Here is a 12,591-nt window from a genome sequence, read left to right on the forward strand (position 1 = left end):
GCGGAGCTTCGATCCATGAGCCAATTCCAACTCAACGGGCAAGCGGTCACGGTGGACGTCGACGACGACATGCCCCTGCTGTGGGCGATCCGCGACTCGCTCAAGCTCACCGGCACCAAGTTCGGCTGCGGCATCGGCATGTGCGGGGCCTGCACCGTGCACTTGAACGGCCGCGCGATCCGCTCGTGCGTCACCCCGGTGCGCGCCGCCTACGGGCAGACCGTCACCACCATCGAGGGGCTCTCGCCCACCGGCGAGCACCCGCTGCAGAAGGCGTGGATCGCCACCCAGGCGCCGCAGTGCGGCTACTGCCAGAGCGGGCAGATCATGCAGGCGGCCACGCTGCTGCGCGATTTCCCCACGCCCACCGACGAGGACATCAACCAGGTGATGGGCGGCAACCTGTGCCGCTGCATGGCCTATCCGCGCATCCGCGAGGCGATCAAGCAGGCCGCCGCCGAGATCCAGGGAGCCAGCCATGAATAAGTTCGTTCGCCACGACGCCGCCACCGATGCGCCAGCATCGCCCGCGCGCCGCAGCTTCCTGATCGGCGCCGCCGCGGCCGGCGGCGGCCTGATGATGGCGTTCGCCCACGCCGCGGTGCTGCTGCCCGGGCAGTCGGCCGATGCCGCGCTCGCCGGCGGCGGCTACGACCCGAACCTGTGGGTGCACATCGCGCCGGACGGCACCATCACGGTGAACGTGATCCGCGCCGAGATGGGCCAGCACGTGGGCACCGCGCTGGCGCGCATCCTCGCCGACGAGCTGGAGGCGGACTGGTCGCAGGTGCGCATCAAGCATGTCGACAGCGATCCGAAGTGGGGCACGATGGTCACCGGCGGCAGCTGGTCGGTGTGGCAGAGCTTCCCGCAGCTGAGCCAGGCGGGCGCCGCCGCGCGTACCGCGCTGATCGAGGAAGGCGCCCGCCTCCTCGGCGTCAAGCCCGCTGCCTGCACCGCGCGCGACAGCGCCGTGCATGCCGGCAGCCGCTCGGTGAGCTACGCGAAGATCGTGCAGGCCGGCAAGCTCTCGCGCACGTTCTCGGCCGACGACCTGAAGGCGATGCCGATCAAGCCGCCGTCCGAGCGCAGGCTGGTAGGCACCGCGACGCAGGCCATCGACATCCCCGGCAAGACCAACGGCAGCGCGGTCTACGGCATCGATGCGGAAGTCGACGGCATGCTCTACGGCGCACCGAAGATCCCGCCCACCCGCAATGGCTCCAAGGTCGTGTCGGTGGACGACAGCGCGGCGAAGTCGGTCAAGGGCTACCTGCGCTCGATCACGCTCGACGACCCTTCCGATACCGTGCCCGGCTGGGTGGTGGTGCTGGCCGACTCCACGTGGGCCGCGATGCAGGCGGCGGCCAAGGTCAAGGTGACCTGGCAGAACGACGACACCGCCAGCGTCTCGGACAAGGAGCTGGAGGAAGAATCGAACCGCGTCATCGCCGATCCCAAGGCCGGCGCCACCGTGGTGGACGATGATGGCGTGGACGCCGCCTTCGCCAGCGCCGCCTCCGCGCTGGAGCAGCGGTACACCACCGCCGCGGTGCTGCACTTCCAGCTCGAGCCGGTCAACGCGCTGGCGCTGGAAAAAGACGGCACGTGGGAAATCCACACCGGCAACCAGTGGCAGTCGCTGATCCTGCCCACGCTGGCCAAGGCACTGGGCGTGGACGAAAAGCAGGTGGTGATGCGCACCTACCTGCTCGGCGGCGGCTTCGGTCGACGGCTCAACGGCGACTACGCAGTGCCGGCCGCGCTGGCGGCCAAGGCGGTGGGCAAGCCGGTGAAGCTCACCTTCACCCGCGCCGACGACGCGCGCTTCGACTCGTTCCGCTCGCCGTCGGTGCAGCGCCTGCGCATGGCCTTCGACAAGGACGGCCAGGTGGTGGCGATGCAACAGGACGCCGCCGCCGGATGGCCGACCAAGGTGATGGTTCCGGCCTTCATGCCCAAGGGCAAGAACGGCGAGCCGTACGACCCGTTCTCCATCTCCGGTGCCGACCACTGGTACAACGTGGGCAAGCACCGCGTGCGCGCGCTGTCCAACGACCTGGCCAACCGCGCGTTCCGCCCCGGCTGGCTGCGCTCGGTGGGCCCGGGCTGGACCAACTGGGCGCTGGAAAGCTTCATGGACGAAGCCGCACACAAGATCGGCGCCGACCCGGTGCAGTTCCGCCTCAAGCTGTTCGACGCCACCGGCAAGAACGCCGGCAGCGCGCCCAACGCCGTGGGCGGCGCCAAGCGCCAGGCGGGCGTGGTGCAGCGCGCTGCCGCGATGGCCGGCTGGGGCGAGAGCCTGCCCGCCGATACGGGCCTGGGCATCGCCACCAGCTTCGGCCAGGAGCGTGACATGCCCACCTGGGTCGCCTGCGTGGCGCGAGTGAAGGTGGATCGCGCCAGCGGCAAGGTGACGGTGGAAAAGCTGTTCCTCGCCGTGGACGCTGGCACCATCGTGCATCCGGATGGCGCGCTGGCACAGGTGCAGGGCGCCGCGCTGTGGGGCCTGAGCATGGCGCTGCACGAGGGCAACGCGTTCGAGAGCGGGCAGATCCGCGACACCAACCTGGACCGCTACACCCCGCTGCGCACCATGGACGTGCCCGCGCTGGCAGTCGAGTTCATGCCCAGCACCGAGGCAGCGGTGGGTCTGGGCGAACCGGCCACCACGGTGGTCGGGCCGGCGATCGCCAACGCCATTTTCGCCGCCACCGGCGCGCGGCTGCGGCACATTCCGATCCGACCCGACGACGTGCTGAAGGCGCTCAGGCAGAACGCCTGAAGGAACGTCGAAAACAGCAGCGGCTTCGTCGCGATGCATTTTCCGCCGTACGCGGAAGGCATCGCGGCCGAAGCCGCTGCTGCGGTGATTCGCCGATCACCTTTTCAAGTTGAACCCGAACCGCTCGGTGCGGCGCCGGCAATCAGGGGTTGGGCAGCGACCGGCGACCCAGGTTTTTTGCATGCCGCTCAGGCGGCGAGCTTCTCGATCAGCGCGTTGGCAAACGCGGGGATGTCGTCGGGGTTGCGGCTGGTGATGAGCTGGCCGTCGGACACCACTTCCCGGTCGTGCCACTGCGCGCCGGCGTTTTCCAGATCGTGGCGCAGCGACGGCCACGAGGTGATCTTGCGGCCCATCACCAGGCCGGCGTCGATCAAGGTCCACGGACCATGGCAGATCGCCGCCAGCGGCTTGCCGGTGTCGCCGAAGGCGCGAATGAAATCGATCGCCTCCGACTTCAGGCGGAGCTTGTCCGGATTGATCACGCCGCCTGGCAGAACCAGCGCATCGAAATCGTCGACCGTGGCCTTGGACAGCGCCAGGTCCACCGGTACGGAACCGGCCCAGTCGCCGCCCTTCCAGCCCTTGATCTGGGCCGAATCGCCAGGCGCGATCACGGTGACCTCGGCGCCGGCCTCCTCCAGCAGTCGCTTGGGCTCGGTCAGTTCGGAATGTTCGAAACCATCAGTCGCCAGCACGGCGATCCGGCGGCCTTTCAGGGTGTCGTTGCTCATCGATTGAACTCCATCGGGCGGGTAAGAACCGCCAGCATGGCAACCGCGGCATGCGCCGGGCGTCGCCACCGCGTGACCCCGCCGTGAGCACGGCGCGCGGCGCGGGCGGCGGCCGCACGCGCTGCGTTACCATCGGCGCCGATCCGTGACGGCGAGCGCGATGAACGAGCTGGAACTCAATCCGCGGCAGCAGCAACTGATGGCCCAGGTCCGCAAGGACGGCTTCGCCACGGTGGAGGCGCTCGCCAGTCGCTTCGAGGTAACCCCGCAGACCATTCGCCGCGACCTCGGCACGCTGTGCGATGCCGGCCTGCTGCGCCGCTACCACGGCGGCGTGAGCCTGCCTTCGAGCGTGGAGAACGTGGCCTACGCCACCCGCCAGGCGCTGCAGCAGGACGAAAAGCGACGGATCGCGACGATGGTCGCCGAGCACATTCCCGACGACGCCTCGCTGTTCATCAACCTGGGCACCACCAACGAAGAAGTGGCGCGGGCGCTGATGAACCACAGCGGGCTGCGCGTGATCACCAACAACCTCAACGTGGCGATCATGCTCAGCGACAACCCGAGCTTCGAGGTGATCGTGGCCGGCGGCATCGTGCGCGGCCGCGACCACGGTGTCACCGGCCAGCCGGCAATCGACCTGGTCAGCCAGTTCAAGGTCGACTTCGGCGTGATCGGCATCTCCGGCATCGAGCCGGACGGCACGCTGCTGGATTTCGACCTGCAGGAAGTGCGCGTGGCGCAGGCGATCATCGAGCATTCGCGCCAGGTCTATCTGGCGGCAGACCAGAGCAAGCTCGGTCGCAATGCGCTGGTGCGGCTGGGGCACGTGTCCTCGGTCGGCGCCTGGTTCACCGATCGCGCGCCGCCGCCGGAGATCGCCGCCGTCGTGGCGGAGGCCGGCGTGCAACTGCACGTGGCTGACGCCCGCGGCCACTGAACCCACCGCTCTGCCCGATCCTGCTGCCGCGCTGCAGTGCAGCGTGCGATGTTGGAAAATGTTCGTTTATCCTCGCCATCCATCAGATACGAACATTCGATCGCGCAATTCAGGCCATAAATGTTCGTTCGCAAGGGCTCCGGCCGAATATCGCGCGGACCCGATCATCGAAACATGGAGTGCGTCGTGGCAGAGCAGTTCGATCTCCTGGTGGTGGGCGGCGGCATCAACGGCGCGGGGATCGCGCGGGATGCGGCCGGCCGCGGGCTCTCGGTGTGCCTGTGCGAGCGCGACGACCTGGCCGCGCACACCTCCAGTGCCAGCACCAAGCTGATCCACGGCGGCCTGCGCTATCTGGAGCAGTTCGAATTCGCGCTGGTAGGCAAGGCGCTGGCCGAGCGCGAGGTGCTGCTGCGGGCGGCGCCGCACATCATCTGGCCGCTGCGCTTCGTGCTGCCGCATCAGTCGCACCTGCGCCCGGCCTGGATGATCCGGCTGGGCCTGTTCCTCTACGACCATCTCGGCCGCGGCAAGCGCAGCCTGGACGGTTCGCGCCGCATCCGCCTCGCCGGCGATGCCGTGGGCGCGCCGCTACGCGAGACCTTCCACACCGGTTTCGTCTATTCCGACGCATGGGTGCAGGACGCGCGCCTGGTGGTGCTCAACGCAATGGATGCACAGGCCCTGGGCGCCACCGTCCTGCCGCGCACCCGCTGCAGCCTCGCACGCCGCAGCGCAGAGGGCTGGGAGGCCGAGCTGGTCGGGCAGGACGGCAGCCGCCGCAGCGTGACCGCGCGCGCGCTGGTCAACGCGGCCGGGCCGTGGGCGGTGCAGTTTCTGGACGAGGTGGCGGCGGTGGGCCACGACCACGCGCTGCGGCTGGTCAAGGGCAGCCATATCGTGGTGCCGCGCATGTTCGAGCACGACCACGCCTACATCTTCCAGCAGCCGGACCGGCGCATCGTATTCGCGATCCCGTACGAGCACGACTACACGCTGATCGGCACCACCGACGTGGAATACACCGCCGACCCGGCGGCGCCGCAGATCGACGAGGCGGAAACGCGCTACCTGTGCGATGCCGTCAACCGCTACTTCCGCCGGTCGATCGCGCCCGACGACGTGGTGTGGAGCTACAGCGGCGTGCGGCCGTTGCTGGACGACGAGGAGGACAACGCCTCGGAGATCACCCGCGACTACCAGCTCGAGCTCGACGCCGCCGGTGCGCCGCTGCTGAACGTGTTCGGCGGCAAGCTCACCACCTATCGCCGGCTCGGCGAAGAGGCGGTGGACCAACTGGCCGACGTGCTGACCATCCGCGGCGGCGCGTGGACCAGTCGCGCCGACCGGCCGCTGCCCGGCGGCGAGCGGCGCGATATCGAGGCGCTGCTCCGTGAGCTGTGCCAGCGCCACCCGTGGCTGCCCGACGCCATGGCGCGTCGCCTGGTGCGCAACTACGGCACGCGCAGCGCCAGCGTGATCGGCAAGGCCGCCGACCTGGCTGCACTGGGCGAACATTTCGGCGCCGACCTGTACCAGGCCGAAGTCGACTACCTGCGTCGGCACGAGTGGGCCGCGACCGCCGAGGACATCCTCTGGCGCCGCAGCAAGCTCGGCCTGCAGGTGCCGGCGCCGGCCGTGGCGCGATTGGATGCCTATCTCGCCGGCGCGCCTCCCGTGGCCCGCGCCAGCAGCTGACTGCAGCCGCCGCGCCGGCGCTTGCCGCCATCGCCGTACCCGGTACCACGCCGGGCCACCGCGGCCCGGAAGTTCCATGCCGTATCCCATAGAAGCATCTGCGAGGTCGATACCCGGCGGGGGCCGGGTCGACCGCCACCATCGGAGGGAGATCACCATGCCGTACCGCCACATCACGCCCGGCCCGCACGCGGCCCCGAGCACCCGCTACCGCACCGCATCCCGGGGAGTGACCGCATGAGCCGCCAACTGCTGGGCGAACTGATCTCCGAGGCGGTCGCCATCTTCATCATCATCGCGCTGGGCGATTCGGTCGCCTGCATGTACGTGCTGTACGACCCCAGCCCCTACGTCAACGCCTACTGGGGCGTGTGCATGGCCTGGGGCCTGGCGGTGACGCTGGCGATCTACGTCACCGGCTCGGTCTCGGGCACCCACGCCAACCCGGCGGTGACCCTGGCGCTGGCGATCTTCCGCGGCTTCCCGTGGAAGAAGGTGCTGCCGTACTGGGTGGCGCAGGTGATCGGCGCGTTCCTCGGCGCGGCGATCGTGTACGTGCTGTTCCAGCCGGTGATCGACCACTACAACGCCACCCACCAGCTGACCCGCGCGGCCGGCGGCGCGGCGGGCGTGTTCTTCACCCACCCGGGGCTGGCGATCACCCCGATGCACGCGCTGATGGACCAGATCGTGCTCACCGCGTTTCTGCTGTTCGGCATCTTCGCGATCACCGAGCAGTACAACGAGATGGCGCCGGGGGCGAACTCCGGTGCGCTGATCATCGGCCTGCTGGTGGCGACCATCGGCGCCTCGATGGGCTATCTGGAAGCATGGGCGATCAACCCGGCGCGCGACTTCGGCCCGCGGCTGTTCGCGTTCTTCGCCGGTTGGGGCGAGTCGGCGCTGCCCTCGCCGGACAATTACTGGTGGATCCCCATCGTCGGCCCGCTGATCGGCGGCGTGATCGGCGGCGGCGCGTATCGCTGGCTGATCTACCCGTTCCTGCCGGCGCGCCAGCGCGCGCTCGCCGAAGCGGTGACGCCGCCGGTGGGCCGCGTGCCCGCCGGCCGCGCCGCCGATCCCATCGTCTGAGTCTTCGTCCACCGACCTCGCCGACGCCCGCGGGCGCCGGCTTCCACCACCGAGCAGTCCCACGCGCCGCCGGCCACGCTTTCTCGCCGTTACGCGCCGCCTTGCCAGGAGCACCCCATGGACAAGCAGTACATCCTCGCGATCGACCAGGGCACCACCAGTTCGCGCGCCATCCTCTTCGACCGCGCCGGCAAGATCGTCGGCACCGCGCAGCGCGAGTTCAGCCAGATCTTTCCGCAGCCGGGCTGGGTCGAGCACAACCCGCGCGAGATCATGACCAGCGTCTACACCACCATCACCGAGCTGTTGAACAACCTGCAGGTGAAGGCCACCGCGATCGCCGGCATCGGCATCACCAACCAGCGCGAGACCGCCGTGGTGTGGGACAAGGCCACCGGCCAGCCGATCTACAACGCGATCGTGTGGCAGTCGCGCCAGACCCGCGCCATCTGCGACCAGCTCAAGGCCGACGGCTACGAGGACATGGTGCGCGCCAAGACCGGCCTGCTGATCGACGCCTACTTCTCCGGCACCAAGGTGAAGTGGATCCTCGATCACGTCGAAGGTGCGCGCGAACGCGCCGAGCGCGGCGAGCTGCTGTTCGGCACCATCGACAGCTGGGTGATCTGGAACCTCACCGGCGGCAAGGTGCACGTCACCGATGTCACCAACGCCTCGCGCACGCTGATGTACGACATCCACACCCTGGACTGGGACGACGAGCTGCTGGCGATGCTCGACGTGCCGCGGGCGATGCTTCCCGAGGTGCGCTCCTCCAGCGAGGTCTACGGCCATACCGAGGGCCAGTACTTCTACGGTCACGCGGTGCCGATCGCCGGCGTGGCGGGCGACCAGCAGGCGGCGCTGTTCGGCCAGGCCTGCTTCGCGCCGGGCATGGCCAAGAACACCTACGGCACCGGCTGCTTCCTGCTGATGAACACCGGCACCGAGGCCGTGGCCTCCAAGAACGGCCTGGTGACCACGATTGCCTGGGGCGTGGACGGGAAAGTCGAATATGCGCTGGAAGGCAGCATCTTCGTCGCCGGTTCGGTGGTGCAGTGGTTGCGCGACGGGCTGCGCATGCTCGGCAAGGCCAGCGATTCGCAGGCGTACGCCGAACGGGCGCTGGACAACGACGGCGTATACATCGTGCCGGCCTTCGTCGGACTCGGCGCGCCGTACTGGCGCAGTGACGTGCGCGGCGCGATGTTCGGGCTCTCGCGCGGCACCACCAAGGAGCACTTCATCCGCGCCGCGCTGGAGTCGATGGCCTACCAGACCCGCGACGTGCTCGCCGCGATGCAGGTGGACGCCGGCATCGACCTGAAGGAACTGCGCGCCGACGGCGGCGCCATCGCCAACGATTTCCTCGCCCAGTTCCAGAGCGACATCCTCGGCGTACCGGTGCTGCGACCGGAGGTGGCTGAAACCACCGCGCTGGGCGCGGCCTACCTCGCCGGGCTGGCGACGGGGTTCTGGGGCAGCCGCGAGGAGATTGCGCAGCAGTGGGCGGTGGATCGCCGATTCGAACCGGCCATGACCGACGAACGCCGCGGCGCCCTGTACGACGGCTGGAAGCAGGCCGTGGAGGCCACCATGGGCTTCCGCATCTAGCCGTCCAGACGTCCGGTCGCCCGCCCCGAGGCACGACCGGACCGTCATCGAATTGCTTCTCCATCGATGGACCCGCCGACGGTCCGGGGCCACGTGCGGCCCGACGTCGGCGCCGCCCGCCTGCCACGGAATCATCACCATGCGACCTCACCTGCTTGCCACCGCCATCGCGCTTTGCACCGCGGCGCTCGCCCTGCCCGCCCACGCCGACGACAGTTACGCGGCAAACACGCTCAGCGGAAACTGGGGCGGCACGCGCACCCGCCTGCACGAACGCGGCGTCGACCTGACCGCCGACTACGTCGGCGAATGGCTGCACAACACCGCTGGCGGCACCCGCCATGCCAGCGCCTATGCCGACCAGATCCACCTCGGCGCCGCGTTCGACTTCGCCCGGCTTTGGGGCTGGCAAGGCGCGTCGCTGCATGTCGACGTGACCAACCGCAACGGTCACCAGCTCGACCAGCGTGCGGGCCTGGGCACGTTGCTGGAGACCCACGAGATCTACGGCGCCGGCAAGGTCGCCCGGCTGACTCGCCTGTTCCTGGAGCAAAGCCTGTGGGACGGCCTGGTCGACCTGAAATACGGCCGCATGGACCTCAACACAGATTTCTATTCGCTCTCGTGCGACTTCGAGAACCTCAGCTTCTGCGGCAGCCTGCCGGGCTACATCACGCAGGGCTGGTACTCGTGGCCGGTGAGCCAGACCGGCGGTGTCGTCCGCCTGCATCCGGCCTCGGCTTGGTACGCGAAAGTCGGCGCGTTCGACGTCAACGCCAACAACGCCCTGCCCTCGCAGGGGTTGAAGCTCAGCGCGCCGGGACGCAGCCAGGGCACGCTGACCATCGCCGAGGCCGGCTGGGACACCTCGCTCGACGCCGGCAGCCACTTGCTGCCGGGCAGCTGGCGCATCGGCGCCTGGCGCAACAGCGCAAGCTATCCGGACCTGCTGCTGGACGTGAACGGACAGCCGCAGGTGCTCACCGGTGCCGACGCACTGCAGCGCAATCACACCAGCGGCACCTACGCGCTGGTGACGCAGCAGGTGACGCACAACAGCGCCGGGGGCGGGCTGAGCCTGTTCGGCAATCTCGTGGATGCCGATGCGCACACCGACCACACCGACCAGATGATCTCGGCCGGGCTGCTCTACGCCGCGCCATTCGCGGGACGGCCGCGGGATCGCATCGGCCTCGCCGTCGGCCGCAATCGCGTCAGCCGCCGAGTGACCCGTGCCGCGCGCCTGGCCAACGCGGCCGGCCTGGCGCCGCGACCGGTGCCGGGCAGCGAATATGTCACCGAGCTCAATTACCAGTGGCAGGCGGCGCCCGGTGTCACGCTGATGCCCAGCGTGCAGTTCGTGCGTCATCCGGGCGGCGATGCGCAGGCCGGCAGCGCGACGGTGCTGGGGTTGCGGGTGGCGGCGGCGTTCTGAGCGCGCTTCGACGCCGCGCCCTTGCGATCTCGATGCATGGCCGGCGCGCAGCGGTGTCGGCGGTTGCTTCGGCCGCATCGCACAGCTGCGCGGCGGCCTCCCCGGGCGACCGCGGCGCGACCGCGCTGCGCCGCGCCGCTGAAACATCAGGCCGCTGAAACACCGGGCCGGTCACACCTCCGCAGACGCGGGCGCGTTTCCGGCCAGATCGTCAGCGCTTGGGCTGCAGCAACGTCCCGGTGCAGTTCGCGGAACCGCACCGGCACTGCCACAGCTTCTTCAGCCGCGCGGTGTACGGCACGTCGAGCACGATGCCGTAGTTGTAGGTGAGCTCCTCGCCCGGCTTGATCGTGCGGATCGCCTCGATCAGCACCTTGTCCTTGCGCCGGTCGTCGCCGGCGCTTTCCTCGACCACTGCACGGCAGTTGGGATTGCAGCTGTGGTTGATCCAGCGCGCCGTGTTGCCCTTGCGGTTGGCGTCGATGATGTACTCGTCGTTGAGCGTGAACAGGAAGGTGTGGCCGGTCTCGCCGCCGTCGCCGTACATGTCGTCCGCCTCGGCGTGGGTCATCAGCGTGCCCTTGTACTGGACGATTTCCTCGCCCTTGCGGATGACCTCGGTGGCGAACACGCCGTTGCCGTGGATGGGCGAGCGGCGGGCGATGAAGCGTGCGGGCATGCGGACGATCCGGTGATGGGTGAACGCCGATGATGCCCGTTCGGCCCGACGCTGGAAACCGCAACGCCCACTGCGCCGCCGCCCGCAGCCGCTGCGACATCGCGCGCGGTGCGCCCGGTTTCGGCTGTTGCGCAAAGATGGTTAGAATCGAGCGTTCAAACGATCGTTTGGAGAAGCCGATGCGTCTGCTGCGCTGGATCGTCCCCGCCGTGCTCGCCCTGGGCCTGATCGCCTGCGGCCCGGCGCGCAAGAGCGTGTTCCCGCCGGCGCTGAGCATCCAGCAGCTGCAGGTGCAGCCCAGCGGCAGCTGGCATCTGGTCGTGCGCATCCAGAACAACAGCTACGGCGAGATGGACTTCACCGCGATCGAAGGCACGCTGCAGGTGGCCGAGGGGGTTCCGGTGCGCCTGCACGGCACGTTCAAGCGCGACATCCCGGCGCTGTCAGGCGACATCGTCGAGCTCGACGTGCTGCCCACGCCGGCCATGAGCAAGGCGCTGGCCGCCACCGCGGCCAAGGGCAGCGGCGGCTCGCTGGCTTACCGCGTCAGCGGCAACGCCACCGCCACCCCCGAGCGGGAGACCGAGCCGCGCAGCTTCGACTTCAGCGGCAGCGACTGGCTCTCGCCAGTGCCCGGCATTCCCGGCACGTTCCGCTGATCGCCCGCCGACTTTTCCTCCGCATTCACGCATTCCACCCAAGGACATCGCCATGACGCTTTACAAGGCCCCGCTCGACGACCAGCGCTTCGCCCTTTTCGACGTACTCGGCGCGGAAGCCGTGCTGACCGGCCTGGAAGGCGGCGAAGGGCACACCCGCGATCTGCTCGACGCCGTGCTGGAAGAGGCCGGCAAGCTGTCCGAACAGGTGCTGGCGCCGACCAACTGGCCCGGCGACGTCGAAGGCTGCCACTACGACAAGGCCACACGCACGGTCACCACGCCGAAGGGTTTCAAAGAGGCGTTCAAGGCATTCGCCGAGGGCGGCTGGGCCGGCCTTACCATGCCCGAGGCCTACGGCGGCCAGGCGCTGCCGGCCGTGATGGGCACCGCCACCACCGAGCTGTTCCAGTCGGGCAACCTCTCGTGGAGCCTGTACCCGCTGCTGTCCGAGGGCGCCTGCCACGCGATGGAGCTGCACGGCGAGGAGTGGCAGCGCCAGCTCTACATGCAGCCGATCGTGGAAGGCCGCTGGACCGGCACCATGTGCCTCACCGAGCCGCAGGCCGGTTCGGACCTGGGCCTGCTCAAGACCCGCGCCGAGCCCGCGGGCAAGGGCATCAACGATGCCGACCTGTACAAGATCACCGGCACCAAGATCTTCATCAGCGCCGGCGAGCACGACCTCACCGAGAACATCGTGCACCTGGTGCTGGCGCGCCTGCCCGACGCCCCCGAAGGCAGCCGCGGCATCTCGATGTTCATCGTGCCCAAGTTCCACGTGAATGCCGACGGCTCGCTGGGCGAGCGCAACAGCGCGTTCGCCGGCGCCATCGAGCACAAGATGGGCATCCACGCCTGCTCCACCTGCGTGATGAACTTCGACGGCGCCGAGGGCTACCTGATCGGCAAGCCGCACAAGGGCCTGATGGCGATGTTCACCATGATG

11 protein-coding genes are annotated in these 12,591 nt (G+C 69.1%); 9 read left to right on the forward strand and 2 right to left on the reverse strand.

From position 1 onward, the window contains the following. Positions 1 to 15 precede the first annotated feature (15 nt). The gene (locus VFG40_RS17755; protein ID WP_324900038.1) at positions 16 to 486 is read left to right on the forward strand and encodes a (2Fe-2S)-binding protein; all 471 of its coding nucleotides are present in this window, start codon (positions 16 to 18) and stop codon (positions 484 to 486) included. Beyond that, positions 479 to 2,788 (forward strand): xanthine dehydrogenase family protein molybdopterin-binding subunit, encoded by a 2,310-nt coding sequence (locus tag VFG40_RS17760; RefSeq protein ID WP_324900040.1) that lies wholly within the window; start codon positions 479 to 481, stop codon positions 2,786 to 2,788. Before VFG40_RS17755 ends, VFG40_RS17760 begins: the two co-directional genes overlap by 8 nt. Positions 2,789 to 2,976: 188 nt before the next feature. Here VFG40_RS17760 and VFG40_RS17765 read toward each other — a convergent pair whose 3' ends face one another. Beyond that, on the reverse strand, positions 2,977 to 3,522 hold the full coding sequence (locus VFG40_RS17765) for a type 1 glutamine amidotransferase domain-containing protein (RefSeq protein WP_324900043.1): 546 nt from the start codon (positions 3,520 to 3,522) through the stop codon (positions 2,977 to 2,979). A gap of 160 nt (positions 3,523 to 3,682) precedes the next feature. Here VFG40_RS17765 and VFG40_RS17770 point away from each other — a divergent pair, with 160 nt between their 5' ends. From VFG40_RS17770 to VFG40_RS17790, 5 genes are all read left to right on the forward strand, one after another. Continuing rightward, on the forward strand, positions 3,683 to 4,465 hold the full coding sequence (locus tag VFG40_RS17770) for a DeoR/GlpR family DNA-binding transcription regulator (protein WP_324900045.1): 783 nt from the start codon (positions 3,683 to 3,685) through the stop codon (positions 4,463 to 4,465). 186 nt (positions 4,466 to 4,651) lie between these two features. After that, entirely contained in the window at positions 4,652 to 6,163 is a 1,512-nt protein-coding gene (glpD, locus tag VFG40_RS17775; RefSeq protein WP_324900047.1) for a glycerol-3-phosphate dehydrogenase, read from the forward strand. A gap of 237 nt (positions 6,164 to 6,400) precedes the next feature. Continuing rightward, a complete protein-coding gene (locus tag VFG40_RS17780) occupies positions 6,401 to 7,255 on the forward strand; it encodes an MIP/aquaporin family protein (protein WP_324900049.1) in 855 nt (284 codons plus the stop codon). A 117-nt stretch (positions 7,256 to 7,372) separates the two neighbouring features. Then, positions 7,373 to 8,869: a glycerol kinase GlpK gene (glpK, locus tag VFG40_RS17785; RefSeq protein ID WP_324900051.1), complete on the forward strand. Its 1,497-nt coding sequence runs from the start codon at positions 7,373 to 7,375 to the stop codon at positions 8,867 to 8,869. Between the two features lie 139 nt (positions 8,870 to 9,008). After that, positions 9,009 to 10,304 carry a carbohydrate porin gene (locus VFG40_RS17790; protein ID WP_324900053.1) on the forward strand — a complete coding sequence of 432 codons (1,296 nt, stop codon included), beginning with the start codon at positions 9,009 to 9,011 and terminating at the stop codon, positions 10,302 to 10,304. Positions 10,305 to 10,515: 211 nt separating this feature from the next. Here the strand turns inward: VFG40_RS17790 and VFG40_RS17795 are convergent, their stop codons facing one another. Next, positions 10,516 to 10,983: an SET domain-containing protein gene (locus VFG40_RS17795; RefSeq protein WP_324900055.1), complete on the reverse strand. Its 468-nt coding sequence runs from the start codon at positions 10,981 to 10,983 to the stop codon at positions 10,516 to 10,518. 179 nt (positions 10,984 to 11,162) lie between these two features. Here VFG40_RS17795 and VFG40_RS17800 point away from each other — a divergent pair, with 179 nt between their 5' ends. Together VFG40_RS17800 and VFG40_RS17805 are read left to right on the forward strand one after the other, a co-directional pair. Continuing rightward, positions 11,163 to 11,642, forward strand: a complete 480-nt coding sequence (locus tag VFG40_RS17800) for a hypothetical protein (protein ID WP_324900057.1) — start codon at positions 11,163 to 11,165, stop codon at positions 11,640 to 11,642. 52 nt (positions 11,643 to 11,694) lie between these two features. Next, on the forward strand, positions 11,695 to 12,591 hold an 897-nt coding region (locus VFG40_RS17805; RefSeq protein WP_324900059.1), incomplete at its 3' end, for an acyl-CoA dehydrogenase family protein.

The sequence above is a fragment of the Dyella sp. genome (assembly GCF_035685805.1).
Lineage (GTDB): Bacteria > Pseudomonadota > Gammaproteobacteria > Xanthomonadales > Rhodanobacteraceae > Dyella_A.